This is a genomic window from Lysinibacillus sp. FSL K6-0057 (assembly GCF_038630885.1).
GTDB lineage: Bacteria > Bacillota > Bacilli > Bacillales_A > Planococcaceae > Lysinibacillus > Lysinibacillus fusiformis_F.
Genome location: NZ_CP152047.1, coordinates 4,592,512 through 4,614,211 on the forward strand (window position 1 = coordinate 4,592,512; position 21,700 = coordinate 4,614,211).

Consider the following 21,700-nt stretch of genomic DNA (forward strand, 5'->3'; position numbering starts at 1 on the left):
AAATCGAATAAAAATTAATAATTCCTCATTTTTATGTATTTTTTAAGCGAATTCAGACAAAAATGTCCTGGATCACTTCTTCTGATCCAGGACATTCTATTTTATTTTATTCTAATTCAAGCTGCTTCGTTTCCTTCCCAAGGAAGATGACACCCACAACACCGATAATAATTGCTCCGCAGAAAATGGCAAAGATATAGCCTATATCATAGCCTGCCGTCAACAAAAAACCAACGAGCAACGGACCAAAAATACCGCCAATTCGTCCAACGGCTGCCGCCATACCAGCACCTGTTCCTCGAATAATGGAAGGATATTGCTCAGGTGTATAAGCATATAATGCACCCCAAGCCCCTAAGTTAAAGAAAGATAAAAACATTCCTGAAGTTAGCAATACACCTAAAGTATCTGCATTCCCAAAAATGTAAGCACTTGCTGCAGTACCAATTAGATAGGAAACAAGGACAAATTTGCGTCCAAACTTTTCTATAAACCAAGCTGCTGTAAAGTATCCTGGCAATTGAGCTAAAGTCATGATCAAAACATATTTAAAGCTTGTGATCATATCAAAGCCCTTCCCTACCATTACACTTGGCAACCATAAAAACATGCCATAATACGAAAATACAACTGTAAACCATAGTAGCCACAGCATAAATGTAGAGCGAGCATACTTTTTCGACCAAACTTCTTTCATATTTTGGCCAATGCTACGTTTTTTTGATTCTTCCTTCACAGTAAATTGAGGTGAATCTGGTAAATGCCAACGAAGATAAATAGCATAAAACGCTGGAAGTGCCGTTAGTATAAGGGCTACTCGCCATCCCCATGTAGGAATAATAAAATACGAAATGAGTGCTGCAATTAACCAGCCTGCTGCCCAAAAGCTTTCTAGTAATACAACAACGCGCCCTCTTTCTTTGGCAGCCACACTTTCAGATACTAGTGTTGAAGCTACAGGTAATTCTCCCCCTAGCCCCATCCCTACTAAAAAGCGTAAAATTAAAAATGCAGTTAATGTTGTTGTAAAAGCGGATAAACCACTTGCAATAGAAAAGAGGACAAGTGTCCACATAAAAATTTGCTTACGCCCTACTTTATCAGCAAAAACACCAAAAAAGAGAGCTCCTACAGCCATCCCGATAGAATTAATACTACCAATCCAACCAGATTGACTTGGTGATAATCCCCACTCAGCGGCCAATGCTGCAATGACAAAGGATAATATACCAACGTCCATTGCATCAAAGAGCCATCCTACCCCTGCTACACCCAAAAGCTTATTTCTAGAAATGGATTGCTGAGGTTTATTTGTCGCTGCTGTATTTATTGTCATCTCAACCACCTGTCTTTACACATGACTTTACATTACAAGATTACTATACAGTTGTTTCAAGAAAGTGACAAGTACTATTCAAATTACCGAATTGTTTCGACAATTAATGAAATGCTATTGAAATAATAGTGCTATTTGCGTTAAAATGTCTTTTATACAAAAACAACTGTTCTTTCTATAAGAACAAAAGGAGATCGTTACGTTATGTGGAAAGGCCTTATTGAAGAATATAAACAATTTTTACCCGTAACTGAAAATACACCTGCTTTAACTTTAAACGAAGGCAATACGCCTCTTATACATTTAGTGAATTTATCTAAGAAACTAGGCATTGAGCTTTACGGAAAAATTGAAGGTGCAAACCCAACTGGCTCATTTAAAGACCGAGGAATGGTGTTTGCTGTTGCAAAAGCTATTGAGGATGGAAGTCAATGCGTTATTTGCGCTTCTACAGGAAACACTTCTGCGGCTGCGGCAGCTTATGCAACTCGTGCAGGGATTCAATCAATCGTTGTTATTCCTAAAGGAAAAGTTGCTCTTGGTAAGCTTGCACAAGCTACAATGTATGGTGCAAAAATCATTGAAATTGATGGTAATTTTGATGATGCTCTCAATATCGTTCGCCAAGTAAGTGAAACAACACCAGTTGCACTTGTTAACTCTGTAAATCCATACCGTATCGAAGGTCAAAAAACGGCATCGTTTGAAATTGTAGATGCCTTAGGTTCAGCACCTGATTATCTGTGTATTCCTGTTGGTAATGCAGGTAATATCACTGCCTATTGGAAAGGATTTAAAGAATATCACGCTGCAAAAAATAGTGGTTTACCAAAAATGTATGGCTTTGAAGCAGAAGGTGCAGCAGCAATCGTTAAAGGAGAGCCTATTGCTAACCCTGAGACAGTGGCAACTGCCATTCGAATTGGCAATCCTGCTAGTTGGAAATTGGCAGAAGCGGCTCGCGATGAATCTGGTGGTATCATTGATTCTGTTACAGATGAAGAAATTGTAGCAGCCTACAAATTAATCGCAAGTACAGAAGGTATTTTCGTTGAGCCAGGCTCTGCTGCTTCTTTAGCAGGTGTTATGAAGTCTGTTGAAAATGGAAAAATCCCTCAAGGCGCTAAGGTTGTAACTATCTTTACAGGGAATGGACTGAAAGATCCTGATACAGCTATGAATGTATCCACTGTAGAGGTCGTATCTCTTAAAAACGATGAAGAAGAAATTCGTGCATATATTGAGGGTGTACTATGAGTAAAATGTGGCAAATCTCAGTTCCTGGAAGCACAGCCAACTTAGGTCCTGGCTTTGATTCAATAGGACTTGGCTTGTCTCTTTACTTAAAGCTTTCTGTTACTTTACAAGAACAATGGGAAATTATCCATCTTGATGATAATGGTCCTAAAGAGTTTGAGCTTGAAGAACACTTACTATACGTCATTGCTAAAAAAACTGCAGATCAATATGGTCAACAGCTACCTGCTTGTCGTGTAGAGATGGCCAGTGAACTTCCGTTGGCACGTGGTCTTGGTAGCAGTGCAGCAGCTATTGTTGCAGGTATTGAACTTGCTAACCAAGTATGTAAGCTTGGATTAACGATTCAAGATAAACTTAATCTCTCTTCACAAATTGAAGGACATCCAGATAACGCAACCGCTTCAGTCTTGGGAGGTTTAACGATTTCTTCAATGGATGACAAAGGAATGGTTGATACATTTCATATCAATGATATCGATGCCTCCTTTGTGGTATATGTACCAGATGTTGAATTAAAAACAAGCGAATCCCGTTCGGTTTTACCAGAGCAATTTAACCGATCCTATGCAGTTCATGCTTCAGCAAATGCGAATATGCTAGCGGCTTCTTTAATGGCAAGAGATTTTGAACGTGCTGGACGTTATATGGAGGCTGATTTATTCCATGAACCGTTTCGTGCAAAGCTAATTCCTGCATATGAAGAAATTCGTATTGCTGCAAAAGCTAACGGCGCATACGGTACAGCTTTAAGCGGAGCTGGTCCAACATTAATATCCATTATTCCCTCTGCTATTGCTTCTGACTTCGTTCAGCTAATGACAAAGCAATTCCCAGAGCACCAAATTATTTTAACAAAAGCTGATGAACATGGTGTACAAGCCAATGAATGTATGAAACGTCTACTATAACAGTAGGCGTTTTTTCTTGAAAGCAAGTACGTATAAAACTAATATTATAGAAGTATAGAATTAGACTTTCTATACTTGCTTTTCTAAGGAGGGACTATTTTGAAACCCATTATTTTCTGTGATTTCGATGGCACGATAACAGAAACAGATAATATCTTTTCACTTATGACTGAATTTGTACCAGAGGAATCTGAAAAAATTGCACAAGCGATGATGGAACAAACCATTTCATTTAAAGATGGCCTATCAGCTATGTTTCATCTACTTTCTAGTCAACAAAAAGATGAAGTCATTCAATACCTAATGGATTCGGCAGTAATACGTGAGGGTTTTGGAGATTTTGTTCGCTATGCTCAAAACAACAATATTCCATTTTATATTGTAAGTGGCGGAGTCGATTTCTTCATCGAGCCTTTAGTTCAAAAATTTGGTCCATTTTCAGGCATCTACTGTAATAAAGCAGATTTTTCTGGTGAGCAAATACAACTGATTTACCCAAATAGCTGTGATGAGGAATGTGCTAAATATAGCACACAAGGTTGCGGCTGCTGTAAGCCTAGTGTTATGCGAAAGGTTGCCAAGGAAGATCATTATAAAATCGTAATTGGTGATTCTCTATCTGATTTCGAGGCCGCTAAACTGGCCGATATCGTTCTTGCTAGAGATCATCTTATCCAACGCTGTGAAGAACTTCATGTTCCATATAGACCCTTTACCACATTTCATGATTGTCTAAATATTGTTCAAGAACTAGTGGAATCAAAAAAGGCTATTCTTTCAATTTAATGTAGAAAAAAGACAAGGGAGCCACTTTTACAAAGATGACTCCCTTTCCCTACTTATTTATGCTAATAGCACTAAGCTAATGGCCATGACCGCCATTCCTGCTACTAGACCATACATCGATAAATGTGTTTCATCGTATCTTTGTGCTGCTGGTAACAACTCATCTAATGAAATAAAGACCATTATTCCTGCAACCCCAGCAAAAACAATTCCAAACATGACATCGGTTAAAAATGGCATAAGGAGCAAAAATGCTACTAATGCACCGACAGGCTCTGCTAATCCTGATAAAAAGGATAATTTAAAGGCTTTCTTTCGATTACCCGTCGCAAAGAAAATAGGAACAGATACAGCAATGCCTTCTGGAATATTGTGAATAGCTACTGCAATGGCAATAGCAATCCCCACATTCGGGTCATTAATAGCTGACATAAATGTAGCGATACCCTCTGGAAAATTATGAATGCCAATCGCGAGAGCTGTAAAAACCCCCATCTTCATCAAATGTTCTTCATTGACCTGTGGTTTGATGGCATTTACATCCTCAACTAGCTTTACTTCATGAGGATTAGTAGCCTTTGGAATAAATTTATCGATCAAGGCAATAAATAACATCCCACCGAAAAATCCTAGGATTGTCATCCAATAGCCATTTGTTGTACCTAATGCATTGGTTAAAGCATCTTTCGCTTTAACAAAAATTTCTACCAGGGATACATAGATCATTACCCCTGCTGAAAAACCTAATGCTAATGATAAAAATTTTGTATTTGTTCTTGATGTAAAAAATGCTATTAAACTACCTACGCCTGTTGCAAGTCCGGCAAAAAGAGTTAGTCCTAGTGCCAGTAAAACATTTCCGTCCATTCCCTTCTTCCTTTGCTCTTTTTCTTATTGTACTCATCTTAACGTAGAAGTTTCCTATACGCAATTCTTTTTTATGAGGCAAATATCATTCTTTACAATGTCTCAATAAAACGTAAAAAAGCAGTATCTATTCATAAAAAATAGATACTACCTGCCTTTTTATTTATGATTGGATGGAAATAAGCGTTTTCGACGTTCGTACCAGATGACACAAATGATAAACCAAGTATAGCCGATGCTCCAACCAGCAAGTACATCTGTAGCAAAATGTCGAGCTCCAGCAATACGTGATAAACCAATAAGCACCATCAAGATCGTTGCGCCAAGCCACAGAAGGATTTTACGGCTTTTATTACGATTCTCCGCTAAAATATAAGCAAGTGAAAATAAATACAAAATACCTGTCATCGAATGTCCAGATGGAAAGCTAAAGGATGTCAGCTGGTCCTCAATTTCAGGTCTTGGACGTTGCACCCATTTCTTTAATAATTGATTCAGAACATTGCCTGCTGCAAAAGTTAGTACAACAAATAGCATCCCTCGATAATTTTTTACCTTCCAAGCTAAATACACCATTAAAACTACTGCAACAGCGACAACAAATATTGGCTCCCCTATATAATGAAAGATCTCAATAAATCGATTGCCAAAAAGAATCTCTGCCATCTTTGCATCAAATGTATTCATCAATTGACTTTGATAAGTGACCCTTAATACGATAAAGACAATTAACGTTACAATGGCTAAAGGATATGCCCATTTTTTCATTTTTTCACCTCAAAAAACATTCATGCTATGGTCTTCACATCATAACATAAATAGGTCTATTCTGAATGAAATATAGGCCTTCATTTTAAGAAAGGTTTACACCCTTAACCTCTTGATAAATAGTGATCGTTTCTGCTTCTGGTTTGTTAAAGTAATTGGAAACGGCCAATGCAACAATAAATAAAATGGCTACTATAGGTAGTATTCTTCTAAACATCCTAAACACTCCCTTATTCTTTTACTGCTCCAAATTTAACTACTTGATTAACACGGGATCAAATAGCCAATCTTTTGGACCAAAGTTTGCATCCTTTTCTCCTCTAACCTCACGAGAAATACCATATTTTATAATAGTTTCTCTAAATCTTTTGCTAAACAATGTCTTCCTATATAAATATCTTCCATCATGACTACAATCAGCAGAGTAAAAAACATCACCTTTTAAGTTCTCTAAATCTTCATGATGATAAATATCAGGACCATTAATGACTCCATTTAAGCCACAACTGCACGGTGGTTGTTCAGTTGCAAAGTATAATTTAACTCTATCCTTACTACACTCAGGTAGCATTTGTATAGGAATAATTTGATAAGCTGGTTGTTTATCTTCTATAGGTCCTTGATGGATAACCTCTAAAAGCTCATAGCCTTCTAGTTTTTCTCTTTTCATTAGTAATACTAGTTCCTCAGAAGCTACCCAGTAACCATTTACATGGACTAAATGACGATCTTTCATCTGCGTAGTATCGATAACTATCGGTGATAGCTGCTCTTTATCCATGAGCCCACAATACTTACAATGTGTACTCAAAGAAAATAATGTCCCCTTATCCTCTAAGAACATTTCTGGTGAATTACCTGTTGAATTTAAAGTAAATAATGGTGCTCGTTCATACTCTATATCTGAAAATTCAAAATAAAAACGTTCTCCAATCGAAACGATTCCAAATTCACGTTCTAACGACGCATATAAAGCTGTTACCTGCTCGTATGTTACATCTTCATTTAATGTAAAAATAGGATTAAATTTTGTTTTTAAATTTCTTTTTCTCATTTCAGGCGCACCAATAGCAATACCATGACGATTATAAACGTTAATAACTTGATCTTGACTAGTTTCATCTATGGAAAACAAATTTTCAAGTTCTACTTTCACAATACACGCCTACCTTTATAAAGTTTTATGGTGAAGTATATTGACTAGCTAGTAACATTCTACAATCTACTAACGCTACTTTATTCATAGATAGTCAGGCTGCTTATTTTAATAAAATGATTTGTATATTACTGACTATAGCAAATCTACTTAACCACTGTTAATTTAAGCGTACCAGTACTTATACCGTTATTTCAACTTCGGGTTTACGCCAATTTTATGGCGTGATTCAGACAAATTTTTGGCGTGATTTGGCGGGTATAAAAAAACACCGCCACTTTTTTGGCGGTGTCTCTAATATTTTATAGGCTATTTAGTATAGGAATATGGATTTATTTTACTAAGGTAATATATAGGATATTCAATTCCCAAAATGCATCCTATTAATTGAAAAATATACCAACAGTATAACATAGAAGTTGTTTAGAGTAAATTCATTCTCTCAGCAAGATTTACAGCTTCTGTTCGTGAATCTACATTTAACAAAGAAAAGAGTTGCGTTAAATATCTCTCTGTTGTTCGTTGAGGAATATTCAATTCAATAGCGATGGCTTTATTTGTATGGCCCTCTGCAATGAGTCTTAAAATTTTCTTTTCCTTTTCATTTAAATGTATATCTTTGGCACCTTGCAGTTTAAATTTATCATCCAGAAAATCTAAGAAATTTTTTGGTAAAACAATTTCACCGTTTGCAATGGCCCTGACTGTTCTTAAAATTTGCTCTTTAGAAGCTGTTTTAGCTAAAATGCCTTCTATTTTTCTTTCTAAAATGAGTGGATAATAATCTGTGATATCATCACCTGTATAAAGAATGACAGAAGCATTTGACTGAATAGCCTTAATATTACGGGCTAGGTTAATTCCATTCTCTAATGGCATATTGATATCTATCAGATAGATATCGTATGGTTTATTCTTTATCCTTTGAATGACACAAGTTGCATCACTTTCCGTATCGATGATAATATCTTCATTCTCTTGAAATAAATTTTTAGTTCCCTCTAACACTATAGGGTGATCATCCACTATGAGCATCGTAATCAAGTGTTTCACTCCCTTCTTTCACCATTATTCTAATAAACATCCCTTCATTGATATTTGAGTCAATCGCAAATTGTCCGTTAAACGCTTTTACACGCTCCTGCATGCCTTGAATGCCCATCGATTCTGTTACTATAATGTCCTCTACATTACATCCTACACCATCATCTTTATAAATTATTTCGAAACCATCGTTCATTTCTTTTAAATGAATTTCAACAGATGCTGCATAGGAATGCTTTAACGCATTATTAAGTAGTTCTTGGAACAAACGATAAATCATTAAATTCATGCGTTCATCCTCTAAATAAAGACGATCAATTGTGTAAATTAGCACGAAGTTAGCTCTCTCCTGAACTTTCCGGATTAACTTTTCTAATGCAGCATTTAAACCTAGTGTATCTAGTAACGGAGGTTTTAGGTTTTCACAATAAGTACGTAATTCATGTAAGGATGCAACCATTTGCTTATGAATTTTTGCAAGCTTGTCCTGTATATCTGTTGTATTTTTTGCATTTACAAGGACATCCACCTCACGGGCTATATGTAGTTGCTCCTGTAAATTCGTGTCATGTAACTCTTGAGCTAACTGGTATTTTTCTTCTTCAAACCTTAACCATAAAAGCTTGTTCAGCCATGGTAACTGACCATCATCAGCTTGCTTCATATGCTTCAGTTCCTCTAACAGTTCTTCCACCATTTTTGTATTCTCAATAAAATTATTCACATACAATAAGAGCAATTCAAGCCATAAAAGCTCCTCATCTTTTAAATGAATCGTATTATTATGCCCTAGCACTAATGCTCTTTTAAAATGTGCATCCTGATGGAGAAATGCTATATAAACTTTGTCAATTTTTCTTATTTCACCTAATCTGATTTCTTCCATTATTTCAGGATCAATCGCAATACTTTCTCCAGCAATTGTTATGAATTCATTTTTATCATAGTTATATGTTAAGACAAAAACGTCCTCTAACTCAAGATGTATGGAAACCTCGTAAGCAAACTTCTCTAGAAGTTCGTCGATTTTAATTGTTTTCCCAATTTTATCTACGGCTGTATATAGCTGATGAATATAGTCGCCCTTTGTTGAAAATAATATTTTCCGTTTTCGATAATCGACCTTCTCTTTTACGTAAAAAAGTATAACTAATGAAGAAAATGTAAAGAAAGCTACCCCCGACATGACAGTCATTGTTAAATAACGACCTGCAATAAAATATAGTCCCACTGTGAACCATACAGTAAAGATTAAAGAGAATATAACATAATAACGTAATCTTGTAATATGGTACTCAATATCAAATAATCTTTCTGCTAATTGTGTAAAAATAAAGCTAAAAGGTATAAGCAATAAAAATAATGAGCTTATCTCAGATGAAAGTATATACGTGTGAAAAAGGATTTTAGGGAGTGCATATAAAAAAAGAAATGGTAGAAACGGTATTAATATACTATTTAATAAAATTTTCAACTGAGGTGAGCTGTATTTAAAATAGCTTATTAATAAAATACTAAGGATGATCACAAGGAGAATAAAGAAAATAGCCAATATAACATTGGAAAGAATATCATTTGAAGCAGGATAAATAGTGCCCACACACCCTAATATAAAAGCTAAGAATGGTAGTATATAAAAGAGCTTGATATTATTTGTAAATACCCAATTTGTTTTCACAAATGAATAATAATTTCTCAAAAAATGTAATAGTATGACTAAACATAACAGCATACTACTTCGATTTACGATAATGCCAATCGTATCCATCCTACCAGAGACACCACTGCTTACATAAGCCAAAGAAACCGTTAACATAAAAAGAATTAGTAAATCAGCTAACTTAGTATTCCTTTGTTTGAAATGTAAATAAAATGCAACAAATAATGTTAGTAAATAATAACAAGCCGGAATGATTAAAACATAGATAAATTGTTGAGGGATATCCAAATGCTTAATATGTATATTGATTAGATCTCCATCGGGCTTCAGTATTGTTATTTCATTAGCAGATAAAATTTTTGATTTATACTTCAGTTGATTTAATTCATTGATGGGTTCATTATCTACAGTTAAAATCGCATCACCAACAGAAATATTTTGTCCCTCTGCCCAGTCTTTATAATAAAGTTGAGAAATGACCCATTTGTCATTCTCTTCTTCTACACCAATCTGTATATAAGGCTCGCTATAATTCACATAATTTAAATAAAAACCAATAATTAAATAGAGAATTATAGCGGGCCAAAACAACTTACTACGCAATTTTTTTAGTTCCAAATATCACTTTCTGCATTCATTTCACCGCTAAAAGCTTCTAAAATTGCTTTTTGTTCTACAGATGAAACTCCTACTAATGAGGCTTTTTGTTCCTTTAATAGTGCAACTAGGCTTGGATTTTGTTCTAAATATTGGATTACATTAATCATTCTTATCTCTCCTCATCTCAATAATTTTTGTAGGTATTCTTTACCTAACTCATTTATAGCTACATTTTCAAGATAGTTCAATGCTTTAAACTTGTAAACGTTTTTTATCGTAATGGCATAACGTATTGCACCACCATTTGTCAACTCGTCTTCTGTTGCATTATTATCCAAATCTGTAACTATATCATTATTATAATAGCTAGAAACAGATTTTGAAACATCATTTTTCTGTGATAGAAGATAAATAATAGGCAGAGAATACCTTTTATTTAGCAAATCATTTTTAGGGCCCCACGCCTTTAAGCTTTGTATATCATTTTTAATTTGTTGGATGATGCCTATGTATTTCCCATACTCCTCTATTTCTTGAGATATTTCACCTCTTGCAAGTACTTCACCAATCAAACAACCCATTGCTGTTAATGAACCAGATTTCAACGTAATCATTTGTACATAGGAATCTTCATCACGGCAATTATTTAGTAAGTCTAATTGTTGCCCGTTTATACTTTTTAAAGCGTATTCTTCAAGAAGCTTGATAGCCGCTCTTTTATGTTCAAAAGAAGTTTCATCTATTGTTTTAGATGCCATGACCAGCATAGCTAAAGCAACGTTTAGTGATAATTCAGGAGTTTTGTTCCAACTATAGTCCGAATCCTTATCCTGCAGATCATCAATAATATCAAAAGATAGTATTAGAAGTTCAATTGCAGCAGCTACCTTGTAGATATCTTGATTTATGCTTTTTGAAAATGCTTCATAATGCCAAAAACACAATTTACCAAAGGAAAAACCTACAGCTGTTTTTTCTTCTATAAAGCCTTTTAACATTGTTTTTAGCTCAGAGCCAAGTAATAACTCATTTTCTATAAGGATGTCTAATGATTCATTGATGTGTGCATCTAAACCCTTCAATAGTCCTCTCCCCTATCTAGTATATTACTGGATATTATATAGATTAGTGGGAATTAATACTAGTCATACAATTATATGATACATTAAATACCATTAATTCCTTTATAAAGCGAAAGACCGCCAAAAAATGGCGTTATTCATGCAAATCACGCCAGATTTTTGTTAATAATTACTAAAAAAATGGCGGTAGAGAACCAAGCACCGCCATTAAAGTGGCGTAAACTTACCATTGAAATGGCGTTCTAACAGATGTTACGCTTAGATTAATAATAAAATCATATTTTTAAAGTCAGGATAGATTGATGAACATGAAATCTTTTTGTACTGGGAGTGACTTAAATTGAATGATACTGTTTTCATACTTACGGCTACTTTTTCATGTAATATCTCTGTCTCAGCTGAAGAAATTACAATTAAACAGCCTAACAATGACCAACGACGAATTGAACAAATCATTATTCAATCAGAATTAAAAGCCTATCAAGAAACCTTAGCTGCGTATAAAAACATTTCAACTTTTTCAAATTTTATTAGTGATATTCCTGGATTTGAGGATACATTCCAACAAAAACGAGATTATTATATTGAGCAGTATGGCATTATAAGAATATCAAACGAAAGCATATCTAGTATGTCATTAGTCAATCCTTTCACTTTTGGATTAAATATAGATTCCCCTATAGTGTATGTAACACCACAGTACACAATCATTAATGCTAGAGGGCTAGTAATGGCGACAAATGCATCTAATTATAACAATAATCCAGATAGTATGGATGGGCTGTGTAATACAAGTATCTCTGGGTTGTCCATTAACGAGAACACCATATCCTTTAATATGGATTCGACATTTAGTAAATGGAGAAAACCATCTATTACACATTAACCTATACACCTAGCTAAGCAGGTCACAATGATTGTGACCTGCTTTTTGTGTCATAAAAAAGGTGTCTCAATCTCTCTTGAGACACCTTTCATAGTGTTGAAAAACAAAACCATCAATAGAATTTTTATGAAAGGTGAAAATGGTTTCCGTTGCAGGCTACTTGCTTTCCTGTGGGCGAGCGCCGAGCCGCTTCCTCCGCTCCCGCTCCGTGCAGGGGCTCGCCTGTCTCGCTATCCCACGGGAGTCAAGTAGCCTTCCACTCCAACCCATAAATATTTAACTTTTAGCAAAGGTTTTCAGCTAAAGTGAAGGTGTTCACTACTCTTTAGGAAGAGGTGTTGTCACGCATCACTTCTCCACATTGAAAATAAGAGTTTATCCCCTCTAAGAATACAGATAATGGGCGATTTAATCGCTATGCTGCTATGAAAAAAGTAAAGACACTTTGCAGAATGGGTGATTGGAGTGGAGCCAGCGTCACTCCAAGGGGATTTGCGTCACAGATGAGACCCTGGAGCGAACGGAAGTGAGTGAAGCGGCTCATCGGACGCCCCCTGGAAAGGACGCTGGCGGAACGGAAATCACACCCTCACCTTGCTAAAAGGTCTTTTTCTGCTAGTGACATGATCTTTTTTCAACAATATGAAAAGGTGCCTCAATCTCTTGAGACACCTTTAGATGATTAACCTTTTACATAATAAACTTCTTGTCCGCTTTCAATGATATGATCAGGCTTTGGTTTCCCTGCGCTTGCCTTATGGCCGGCAATATGCTCAGGACTCTTCTCCCAATTTTTCCATGCTTCTTCTGATTCCCAACGAACCATCACTAGCACTTCTTCATCTCCACGGCGAACTTTCTTTACAAGTACCTGCTTATCAATGTAACCAGGCTGTTGTTCAAGTAATGAAGGACCGTTTGATTTAGCACCAAAACGTTCCACAACCTTATCCGAATTCCCTTCCGTCACAACAATACGTTTAATTTGTACAAACATATTAGTTAAACGCCTTTAACACATCTTCAGCTTTTTGTGTTTCTGATTGTAAACCGCCACCTGAAAGGTACCAAACTTCTGGATCTAGGTAGAATACTTTACCGTTTTTCACAGCGTTTGTTGCACTTACGATTTCGTTTTCAATTGCAGCTTTTGTACCTGATTCACCGTTTTCATTTACAACAGCGTCACGGTCAACAACGAATAAGATATCTGGGTTTTTCTCACGTACGAATTCAAAGCTTGCATTATCACCATGTGACTCGATTTTGAAGCCACTAGCTTCAGCTACAGCTTTTACACCATACACATCATGAATCACACCGAAACGTGAACCAGGACCAAATACTGATAATGAACCTTCACTACCTAAAACGATTAATGCTTTTTCTTCTGTTGCAGTAGCTTTTGCTTTTACTTCTTCTACTTTTGCTTCATAGGCAGCCATTGCATCTGCAGCTTCTTTTTCTTTACCAAAGATTTTACCTGCTAATTCTGTATTAGCTTTGAATGACTCTAAGAAGTTATTATTATCTACACCAATGTATACTGTAGGAGCAATTTTAGATAATTCAGCATAAGCTGCTGACGCACGACCAGAGATGAAAATAATATCTGGGTTAATTTCAGACAATTTTTCATAATCAGGCTCGAATAATGTACCTGCATTTACATAAGTGCTATCTTTAAACTTGCTTAAGTATGCTGGTAATGAATCTTGTACTACTGCAGTAGGATTAACGCCTAAAGCATCTAAAGTATCTAGGAAACCATTATCAAAAACGACAACTTTTTCTGGCATTTTATCAAGTGTTATTTCTTCAAATGTAGTACTATTACCATCGCGACCTTCAACTGTGCTACCTGGAATTGTTAGTGGGTAAAGTGATGATTCTTCATTTTGTTCCTCAGCTGGTTTGTCAGTTGAAGTACCTTTATCTTCTTCTTTTGCTTCGTCTTTTGAACCGCAAGCAGCCAATACTAATAACATCATTGCCATTAATACCGTAAGTAACTTCCATTTTTTCATTGTGAAATTTCTCCTTTAATTAATTTATTTGATAGTTAGATGGTTTATCCATCTGGAACTATTTTTACGAATTAAAATAAATACAAATTCGACAGCCATCCTGTTCTTGAACAGGGATATCCATATCATAGATTTCCTTCAAGGCATGTGAGTTAATAATGTCATTTGTAGGACCGTTTTTAACAACACGACCATCTTTTAATGCAACAATATAGTCAGAGTAAACGGAAGCAAAATTAATATCGTGTAAAACGATAACCACCGTTTTGCCTAGCTCATCAACCAGCTTACGTAAAATCTTCATAATCTGTACAGAATGCTTCATATCTAAATTATTCAATGGTTCGTCCAGTAAGATATATTCAGTGTCCTGTGCAATAACCATTGCGATAAAAGCACGCTGACGTTGACCACCTGAAAGTTCATCTAAATAATTTTGTTGCATATCTTCTAAATTCATATAACGAATAGCTTCGTCAACTTTTTCTTCATCTTCAGGCTTTAAGTGCCCTTTTGAGTAAGGGAAACGGCCAAAGGATACAAGCTCACGGATCGTTAGACGAACATTCATAAAGTTAGATTGCTTTAAAATCGATACGCGTTTAGCGAAATCATCTGATTTCCAGCTCCGTACATCTGCCTTATCGAGTAGTACTTCGCCAGTATCTGCATTCAGTAAACGACTCACCATCGAAAGTAGCGTGGACTTCCCTGCACCATTCGGTCCAATAAACGATGTGATTTTTCCGGAAACAATATCAACACTCACATCTTGAACGACAGGTTTTTTTCCAAAAAACTTCGTAATTTCTTTGACTTGTATCATCCTGCTGACCTACTTTCTCTTAATAATAAGTAGATGAAGTAGACCCCACCCACAAAATTAATAATGACACTAAGTGTAGTAGTGAAACTAAATAAACGTTCAACCATCCATTGTCCACCGACTAAAGCAACAATACTCATTACACAAGAGCCAGTAATTAAGATCGAATGCTTGTATGTTCTGAAATACTGATACGATAAATTTGCAACGATTAAACCAAAGAATGTGATCGGACCAACGAGCGCCGTCGAAACGGCTATCAAGATCGAAGCTAAAATTAACATACGTAGTACCAACTTATCGTAAGGTACACCTAAATTTATAGCTGTATCTCGTCCCAAGGACATAACGTCTAATTGATTCATATGACGAGCACCATAGAAAAACGTTATTAAAATGATAACGCCTGCTAGCCAAACTAAATCTGAATTAACATTATTGAAACTTGCAAACATTTTACTTTGTAAGCCTAAAAACTCATTCGGATCTATTAATACTTGGAAGAACGTAGTAATACTTCCTAAAAACGTACCGACAATCATGCCAACAAGCAGTAAAAAATAAATCGGGCGCTTTCCTTCTTTAAACAATACTCGGTAAAAAATTAAAGCGAATAGAATCATCGCCCCAATCGCAAGCGTAAAATTATAGTAGATATTAATAACTAATATGGATGTAGAGCCAAAGAAAAAGTAGATGCATGTTTGAATTAACATATACAAAGCATCTAAACCCATGACACTTGGCGTTAAAATACGATTATGTGTAATTGTTTGGAAAACTACTGTGGAATAGGCAATAGCTATACCTGTTAATGCCATTGCTACTACTTTTATGACACGACGTGGAAAAGCATAATGATAATTACCATTTAATTCCCAAAACAAATATAGAACAATTGCTATAACAGCGAGACCTAGTAAAATGAACATTTTTGTACGATTACGCATATGCTCTCCCCCTAAACAACATGAATAGGAAGATGGCACTTCCAATTACACCAACAGTCATACTAATTGGTATTTCATAAGGGAAAATCAGTACTCGTCCTAAAATATCGCAGAATAATAAGAATGACATACCAAGTAAGGCTGTATGCGGCAAGGTTTTCGCCAAATTATCACCTTTGAACAGTGAAATAATGTTCGGAATAATCAAACCAAGGAAGGGAATGATACCGACTGTTAACACCACTGTCGTGGAGATAAGAGCTACCAACACTAAGCCTAAATTGACCACAAATTTATAGGATAGACCAAGGTTTTTTGCAAAATCCTCTCCCATCCCAGCTACTGTAAAACGATTTGCGTAAATGTAAGCTAAAATGAGTATCGGTACACTTACGTATAACAGTTCATAACGGCCTTTCATGATTAATGAGAAATCTCCTTGTAACCATGCAGAAATGTTCTGGATAATATTTGCCTTGTATGCAAAGAACGTTGTCACAGAGGACAAAATATTCCCAAACATTAAGCCAATAAGCGGTATAAAAATCGCATCTTTAAACTTAATTCGGTTTAATATTTGCATGAATAGTAATGTGCCGGCTAAAGCAAATATGAAAGCGAAGGAAATTTTTTGGAAATACGTGACGTTCGTAAAGAACATCATTGAAATCAATACGCCCAACCGTGTGGCATCTAATGTACCAGCTGTTGTTGGTGATACGAATTTATTCCTACTTAAGCTTTGCATAATTAAACCAGCAATACTCATACCTGCACCTGCTAGCAAGATTGCAACAAGTCTAGGTACACGACTAATTAAAAATAGTCTAGCTTCTTCTGATTGGAAGTCTAATAGGTCGCTAGGCTTAATATCTACTACTCCGATAAATAGCGACACAATAGACAGCACAACAGTTGCTGTTAAAAGATATCTTATTTTCATAGTAATCCCCGGTAGATTTCATTTTTGTGTGTAACTCACTTTTTAGTGAAAATGATTATCATTACTCACGATTTCCATTATAATCATGATTTTATTCTCAGTCAACCTACAAATGAGAATTATTCTCGCTTTATTGAGGATTAACTAAAAAATATGCCTAATTAACGAAATATCAGCATAATCGTTCATCTTTTCAACAGAAATAATTCACTATTTCTACAATTTTTTTATCCAAATAAAAAGGTAATTGAGAATAAAATCTATCTCTCAATTACCATTTTTTATTAAATAATTTTCTTAATGCCTCTTAACCATGCTGAAATAATGAATATGATTAATACTAAACCTACATAGCCCATAACCGCATACAGTTTAGCTACTAGTGTTGTGAATCCCACAAGACTTGCTAGAAATCCGAGACCACCTATAAATATGACTGCAACCCTAAAGCTTGCTCTATTGGGTTCGAAAAACCTAACCATGAAGGAATATAGCATCCCTACCGCCGTATTATAAATCATTCCCAAAAGAGAAATAGTCATTAATAGCCCAACAATTGGATGAATTTCATTAGCTAATGCTAACATCGGAATGTCTAGTCCAACAACGATATTCATTTTTGCTAGAAGAGAGAAATTCACAAGTAAAATTAAAGCCCCTAACAAAATTCCACCAATTATACCACCCATTCCAGCTACCCTATGATTACGTATAGATCCACACATCACCGTTAATAAAGAAAAACTAACCCCTACATTGAATGACATATATAGTAAAGCCGTCACCCACCAGCTTTTCTCACTTATTTGAGCCTGTTGAGCAATAACAGCCTGCTCTACAAAGGTAAGGTCCATCGTAGCTATAGCATAGATAGCGATGATGGACACAATTGTTAGTAGATAGGGAGTGGCAAGCGCGATGATATTAATGATACTTTTCACATCCATCATAACTGTAGCTATTGTAAGCAAGATCATGCAAATACTCCCTAGCCAGATAGGAAATCCAAACATTTGCTGAAATGTTGCACCAGCACCAGCAAACATAATTACGGCTACACCAAATAAAAAAAGAGATAGGACTAAATCCAATACAAAGCCAATAGTATTCCCTGAAATTTGATAAATCAAATCCTTATGGGAGGCTGTGCGAAGTCTTGAGCTCACTTGAGCAATGCACATTCCAACAATCGAGAAACCAACCATAGCTAACAGTGCACCATATATTCCTTTAAAGCCATAGCTTGTAAAATAGAGGACAATTTCCTGCCCCGATGCAAATCCTGCTCCAACGATAATCCCTACATAGGCACCACCGATTTGCAAGCTTTTTTTCAATCAGTTCTCTCCTCGTTTTTCCTTTATACCAGATGATTGACTAAGTAATGCTTTATTGATAGATTTCTTTACTAATCGTTAATTTATCAATAACAGCCATATTAGGCGTATAACCAATACCGACTGACTGGGGTACCTCAATATAGCCATCTTTGACTTTTACTTCAGGATCAATTACGTCCTCATACCAATAATGACTAGATCCTGCTGTATCGCCGGGTAAAATAAAGTGACTAAGAGATGTTAAGGCAATATTATGTGCTCGTCCAATTCCTGCCTCTAACATACCACCACACCAAACTGGAATATCGTTTGCTTTACATAGGTCATGGATTCGTTTCGCTTCCGTTAAACCACCTACTCGTCCAATCTTAATGTTTATGACACCACAGCTTCCAAGTTCAATTGCTCGTCTGGCATCCTCATAGGATGTGATGCTTTCATCTAAACAAATAGGCGTTTTTAACTTTTTCTGCAATGCTGCATGATCGACAATATCATCAGTAGCTAGTGGTTGTTCAATCATTAATAAATCAAAGTCATCAAGCTGCTGTAGTATTTCTATATCGTCTAATGTATAAGCAGAGTTCGCATCTACCATCAAAGGTAAATTTGGCAGTTCCGCGCGAATTGCTCGTACTACCTCGACATCCTCTCCAGGCTTTATTTTTATTTTCACTCTTTTATAGCCTTTTTCAATATGACCTTTTATTAAAGCTATTAACTGAGTGATAGAGGGTTGAATTCCCACGCTGACTCCCACTTCAATACGTTGTTTTTGACCGCCTAATGCCTGTGCAAGTGATTGCTTCGTTTGTTGGGCATAAATATCCCATACAGCACCTTCAATTGAAGCTTTCGCCATGCAGTTTCGACGAATAGACGCAAATAAGGAAGTCACCTCATCTGGATGCCCGATCTCTTTATGTAACAAGATGGGTATCAAAAAATCTTGCAGCATATGCCATGTTGTCTTTAATGTCTCTTCTGTATACCAAGGTGCTACAAAAGCAACCGTTTCTCCCCATCCCGTAATCCCTGATTCATCTTTTGCTTCTATTAATAATAATTCCTTTTCATCAACTGTGCCAAAGCTCGTTGTAAATGGTGCTTTCATAGGCATTTTCAAGTGCCTTAATGTAATCTTTTCTAATCTCACAATATTCACTCCCTAGCATTATTATAAGGCTAATAAGGAGCGTCTGACTAACAGATAGCTATGAACATATTCTGGATGTTTCTTCATGCGTACAACAGCATAATCTTGATTAAATAATGTCGTTAAGATTGTACGAATTTTATAACGCCAGTCCTCTGCAAGCTTTGGACTTTCCACTTTCATCTTCTGTAGAAATTGAGGGATCGGTAAGAGATAGGCGTCCTTGTAAAAGGATTGTTCCAACTGAAATGTATTTTCTACATCTAGAACTGGCAATCCGTCGACGGTTAATGTCCAAGGTACAATTTCCTGCGCTAGCTCTTCTAATTCATCAAGGCTATCTGCCATTTGATCACGCTCAATCCACCATTCAACAACTAGCCTATCTGATGGGAGCCCTTCATTAAAATCGTCTCGGAGCGGACCATAGTAATCATTTTCATATTGATAGCTAGTGGCGTTCAATTTTAGAAATGCTAAATTAGCTAAACGTGCTTCTAACGGTTCAATTAACCAGCGGACAAGTTGAAAACCATGCTCTTTTGCATATTCTTGTTGGGCATGCTTCAATAATTCAGCCACACCTTGTTCACGATATGCTTTTTCTACACCAATCATGTGCGAATGCAAGTACATTTCTCTATCTTGATAACCAACAAAGCAATAATTAAAGCCAATTAGCTTTTCGTCTAAATACGCTCCTAATACGATTCCCCCATTTTGTACAGCAGCTAATAATTGATGGGAGGGTATTGCTTGGCTGCCCCATATTTCAGCATTCAATTTTTGGATCTCTGCAATTTCTTTCGGTGTCATTACTTTGTGAATTCGCACTTGCTCTAACATTACGCTGACGCCTCCTTTTTATGCCCTGATTCCAAAGCTAATAAAACTACTCTTGTAAGAATCTCAACTCCTGTGACAAGTCTTGCTTGTTTAAATTTCATTTTCGGATGATGCAACCCAGGAGTTAATCCACAACCCAAGCCTAGCATGGTCGTTTTTAAATGTGGCCGTTTCACAGCATAATGGTGAAAATCCTCTCCACCAGGTGTATGAACTGGCTTTCTTAAATTTGATAACCCAGCAGCCTGTATAATTGCCTGCTCCATAAAATATTGTGCACTTGTATCAACTTCAGCAGCTACGATATTGGCAACCGTACGTAATTCAATCTGTACCTTATGCAATAATTTAGAGGAATCTATTACACGCTTTACTCCTTGTGCTAAATCATCCATTACCTTGTTTTGCTGTGCACGTATATCAATCGTGAACGATGCATTACCTGGAATAATATTGCCTGAATCTCCCCCAGCATGGAATTTCGTCATCTTTACAGATACAGGAACCATAGGATCTGTATGAATGGTTCGCAAATCTTCGATAATTGTTGCACCTACTTCAATTGCATTAATGCCAAGGTGTGGCCTTGCAGCATGAGCATCCTCCCCAATAATTTCACCTTCAAGTAAGCGAGAGGCACCATGGTATAGGGCTGCACAATAAGTGCCGTCCTCTAGCTCATGAACAGGTCTTACATGGACACCAAATAAATAATCTAAGTCATCAATAACGCCTTCTTCTAAAACGGATAACGCTCCCGTTCCTTTTTCTTCAGCAGGTTGGAAAATAACACGGATTGTGCCATTAAATGATTGCTGTAGTTCTTTTAAAAGTAATAGCGTACCAATGGCCATCGTCATATGTCCGTCATGTCCACATGAATGATTGGCACGGAAATGGCCATCAACTTCTTGCCATAAAGCATCTATATCTGTTCTTAATCCTACTTTCGGACCTCCGTTGCCTACATCCACATATAACCCTGTGGAGTTTTTAAATCGTATAGGAGAAAAGCCTTCCTGCGTTAATAGCTCCACTATATAATTGGTTGTTTCTACTTCATGCCAGCTGATTTCTGGATTCGCATGTAAATACGTAAAAATCTCCATTAATCTTGGCCTCAAATGATCTAACTCTTCTTTCATGGCTTCCAACCCCTTAAATTTTCATATTATTAAAATTATTATAACGAAAATGATAATTATCTACATAGAAACTTATACCCACATTCAGCAAAATAACTACTTACGATAATATAT

Annotated in this window: 22 protein-coding genes; 4 read left to right on the top strand and 18 right to left on the bottom strand. The window is 36.2% G+C overall.

Annotated features, from left to right (window positions below):
• Positions 1-106 precede the first annotated feature (106 nt).
• Complete coding sequence (locus MHB40_RS22940; protein ID WP_342533508.1) at positions 107-1,336, bottom strand: MFS transporter; 1,230 nt, start codon at positions 1,334-1,336, stop codon at positions 107-109.
• A gap of 204 nt (positions 1,337-1,540) precedes the next feature.
• Here MHB40_RS22940 and thrC point away from each other — a divergent pair, with 204 nt between their 5' ends.
• The 3 genes from thrC (at position 1,541) to MHB40_RS22955 (ending at position 4,290) form a co-directional block, all read left to right on the top strand.
• On the top strand, positions 1,541-2,593 hold the full coding sequence (gene thrC, locus MHB40_RS22945; RefSeq protein ID WP_205445928.1) for a threonine synthase: 1,053 nt from the start codon (positions 1,541-1,543) through the stop codon (positions 2,591-2,593).
• Positions 2,590-3,504 carry a homoserine kinase gene (gene thrB, locus MHB40_RS22950; protein WP_342533509.1) on the top strand — a complete coding sequence of 305 codons (915 nt, stop codon included), beginning with the start codon at positions 2,590-2,592 and terminating at the stop codon, positions 3,502-3,504. The genes thrC and thrB overlap by 4 nt, the downstream gene beginning before the upstream one ends.
• A 99-nt stretch (positions 3,505-3,603) precedes the next feature.
• A complete protein-coding gene (locus tag MHB40_RS22955) occupies positions 3,604-4,290 on the top strand; it encodes a 2-hydroxy-3-keto-5-methylthiopentenyl-1-phosphate phosphatase (RefSeq protein ID WP_342533510.1) in 687 nt (228 codons plus the stop codon).
• Between the two features lie 57 nt (positions 4,291-4,347).
• Here the strand turns inward: MHB40_RS22955 and zupT are convergent, their stop codons facing one another.
• From zupT to MHB40_RS22995, 8 genes are all read right to left on the bottom strand, one after another.
• Positions 4,348-5,157, bottom strand: coding sequence for a zinc transporter ZupT (gene zupT, locus MHB40_RS22960; protein WP_205445931.1), 810 nt, complete (start codon positions 5,155-5,157; stop codon positions 4,348-4,350).
• A 159-nt stretch (positions 5,158-5,316) separates the two neighbouring features.
• The gene (locus MHB40_RS22965; RefSeq protein WP_342441830.1) at positions 5,317-5,925 is read right to left on the bottom strand and encodes a phosphatase PAP2 family protein; all 609 of its coding nucleotides are present in this window, start codon (positions 5,923-5,925) and stop codon (positions 5,317-5,319) included.
• Positions 5,926-6,010: 85 nt separating this feature from the next.
• Complete coding sequence (locus tag MHB40_RS22970; RefSeq protein ID WP_279381312.1) at positions 6,011-6,142, bottom strand: hypothetical protein; 132 nt, start codon at positions 6,140-6,142, stop codon at positions 6,011-6,013.
• Between the two features lie 39 nt (positions 6,143-6,181).
• Positions 6,182-7,081, bottom strand: coding sequence for a hypothetical protein (locus tag MHB40_RS22975; RefSeq protein WP_342441831.1), 900 nt, complete (start codon positions 7,079-7,081; stop codon positions 6,182-6,184).
• A 423-nt stretch (positions 7,082-7,504) separates the two neighbouring features.
• Positions 7,505-8,116, bottom strand: coding sequence for a response regulator transcription factor (locus MHB40_RS22980; RefSeq protein WP_225341057.1), 612 nt, complete (start codon positions 8,114-8,116; stop codon positions 7,505-7,507).
• The gene (locus tag MHB40_RS22985; protein ID WP_342533511.1) at positions 8,100-10,403 is read right to left on the bottom strand and encodes an ATP-binding protein; all 2,304 of its coding nucleotides are present in this window, start codon (positions 10,401-10,403) and stop codon (positions 8,100-8,102) included. Before MHB40_RS22985 ends, MHB40_RS22980 begins: the two co-directional genes overlap by 17 nt.
• Positions 10,394-10,552 (bottom strand): competence pheromone ComX, encoded by a 159-nt coding sequence (gene comX / locus MHB40_RS22990; protein ID WP_205445934.1) that lies wholly within the window; start codon positions 10,550-10,552, stop codon positions 10,394-10,396. The genes MHB40_RS22985 and comX overlap by 10 nt, the downstream gene beginning before the upstream one ends.
• A 12-nt stretch (positions 10,553-10,564) precedes the next feature.
• Complete coding sequence (locus tag MHB40_RS22995; RefSeq protein ID WP_342533512.1) at positions 10,565-11,467, bottom strand: polyprenyl synthetase family protein; 903 nt, start codon at positions 11,465-11,467, stop codon at positions 10,565-10,567.
• Between the two features lie 340 nt (positions 11,468-11,807).
• On the opposite strand from MHB40_RS22995, the gene MHB40_RS23000 reads away from it, so the two are divergent.
• On the top strand, positions 11,808-12,353 hold the full coding sequence (locus MHB40_RS23000; protein WP_342441834.1) for a hypothetical protein: 546 nt from the start codon (positions 11,808-11,810) through the stop codon (positions 12,351-12,353).
• Between the two features lie 682 nt (positions 12,354-13,035).
• On the opposite strand, the gene MHB40_RS23005 is transcribed toward MHB40_RS23000, so the two are convergent.
• The 9 genes from MHB40_RS23005 to MHB40_RS23045 all read right to left on the bottom strand — a co-directional run bounded on the left by MHB40_RS23005 (position 13,036) and on the right by MHB40_RS23045 (position 21,586).
• Positions 13,036-13,350, bottom strand: coding sequence for an antibiotic biosynthesis monooxygenase (locus tag MHB40_RS23005; protein WP_205445937.1), 315 nt, complete (start codon positions 13,348-13,350; stop codon positions 13,036-13,038).
• Between the two features lies 1 nt (position 13,351).
• Entirely contained in the window at positions 13,352-14,380 is a 1,029-nt protein-coding gene (locus tag MHB40_RS23010; RefSeq protein ID WP_205445938.1) for a siderophore ABC transporter substrate-binding protein, read from the bottom strand.
• A gap of 64 nt (positions 14,381-14,444) precedes the next feature.
• Positions 14,445-15,206, bottom strand: a complete 762-nt coding sequence (locus MHB40_RS23015; protein WP_342533513.1) for an ABC transporter ATP-binding protein — start codon at positions 15,204-15,206, stop codon at positions 14,445-14,447.
• The gene (locus MHB40_RS23020) at positions 15,203-16,156 is read right to left on the bottom strand and encodes an iron chelate uptake ABC transporter family permease subunit (RefSeq protein ID WP_342533514.1); all 954 of its coding nucleotides are present in this window, start codon (positions 16,154-16,156) and stop codon (positions 15,203-15,205) included. Before MHB40_RS23020 ends, MHB40_RS23015 begins: the two co-directional genes overlap by 4 nt.
• Complete coding sequence (locus MHB40_RS23025) at positions 16,149-17,099, bottom strand: ABC transporter permease (protein ID WP_004231947.1); 951 nt, start codon at positions 17,097-17,099, stop codon at positions 16,149-16,151. Before MHB40_RS23025 ends, MHB40_RS23020 begins: the two co-directional genes overlap by 8 nt.
• A gap of 284 nt (positions 17,100-17,383) precedes the next feature.
• Complete coding sequence (locus MHB40_RS23030; protein WP_342533516.1) at positions 17,384-18,436, bottom strand: hypothetical protein; 1,053 nt, start codon at positions 18,434-18,436, stop codon at positions 17,384-17,386.
• A gap of 52 nt (positions 18,437-18,488) precedes the next feature.
• Positions 18,489-19,595, bottom strand: a complete 1,107-nt coding sequence (menC, locus tag MHB40_RS23035) for an o-succinylbenzoate synthase (RefSeq protein WP_342533517.1) — start codon at positions 19,593-19,595, stop codon at positions 18,489-18,491.
• 21 nt (positions 19,596-19,616) lie between these two features.
• Positions 19,617-20,441, bottom strand: coding sequence for a GNAT family N-acetyltransferase (locus MHB40_RS23040; RefSeq protein WP_342533518.1), 825 nt, complete (start codon positions 20,439-20,441; stop codon positions 19,617-19,619).
• Entirely contained in the window at positions 20,441-21,586 is a 1,146-nt protein-coding gene (locus MHB40_RS23045) for a M20 peptidase aminoacylase family protein (RefSeq protein ID WP_342533519.1), read from the bottom strand. The genes MHB40_RS23040 and MHB40_RS23045 overlap by 1 nt, the downstream gene beginning before the upstream one ends.
• Positions 21,587-21,700: the final 114 nt, after the last annotated feature.

Excerpts from the sequence above, each read along its gene's own strand:
- MHB40_RS22940 (WP_342533508.1), bottom strand. The coding sequence starts at position 1,336 with ATGACAATAAATACAGCAGCGACAAATAAACCTCAGCAATCCATTTCT.
- thrC (WP_205445928.1), top strand. The coding sequence starts at position 1,541 with ATGTGGAAAGGCCTTATTGAAGAATATAAACAATTTTTACCCGTAACT.
- thrB (WP_342533509.1), top strand. The coding sequence starts at position 2,590 with ATGAGTAAAATGTGGCAAATCTCAGTTCCTGGAAGCACAGCCAACTTA.
- zupT (WP_205445931.1), bottom strand. The coding sequence starts at position 5,157 with ATGGACGGAAATGTTTTACTGGCACTAGGACTAACTCTTTTTGCCGGA.
- MHB40_RS22965 (WP_342441830.1), bottom strand. The coding sequence starts at position 5,925 with ATGAAAAAATGGGCATATCCTTTAGCCATTGTAACGTTAATTGTCTTT.
- MHB40_RS22970 (WP_279381312.1), bottom strand. The coding sequence starts at position 6,142 with ATGTTTAGAAGAATACTACCTATAGTAGCCATTTTATTTATTGTTGCA.
- MHB40_RS22980 (WP_225341057.1), bottom strand. The coding sequence starts at position 8,116 with ATGCTCATAGTGGATGATCACCCTATAGTGTTAGAGGGAACTAAAAAT.
- comX (WP_205445934.1), bottom strand. The coding sequence starts at position 10,552 with ATGATTAATGTAATCCAATATTTAGAACAAAATCCAAGCCTAGTTGCA.
- MHB40_RS23005 (WP_205445937.1), bottom strand. The coding sequence starts at position 13,350 with ATGTTTGTACAAATTAAACGTATTGTTGTGACGGAAGGGAATTCGGAT.
- MHB40_RS23010 (WP_205445938.1), bottom strand. The coding sequence starts at position 14,380 with ATGAAAAAATGGAAGTTACTTACGGTATTAATGGCAATGATGTTATTA.
- MHB40_RS23015 (WP_342533513.1), bottom strand. The coding sequence starts at position 15,206 with ATGATACAAGTCAAAGAAATTACGAAGTTTTTTGGAAAAAAACCTGTC.
- MHB40_RS23020 (WP_342533514.1), bottom strand. The coding sequence starts at position 16,156 with ATGCGTAATCGTACAAAAATGTTCATTTTACTAGGTCTCGCTGTTATA.
- MHB40_RS23025 (WP_004231947.1), bottom strand. The coding sequence starts at position 17,099 with ATGAAAATAAGATATCTTTTAACAGCAACTGTTGTGCTGTCTATTGTG.
- MHB40_RS23040 (WP_342533518.1), bottom strand. The coding sequence starts at position 20,441 with ATGTTAGAGCAAGTGCGAATTCACAAAGTAATGACACCGAAAGAAATT.
- MHB40_RS23045 (WP_342533519.1), bottom strand. The coding sequence starts at position 21,586 with ATGAAAGAAGAGTTAGATCATTTGAGGCCAAGATTAATGGAGATTTTT.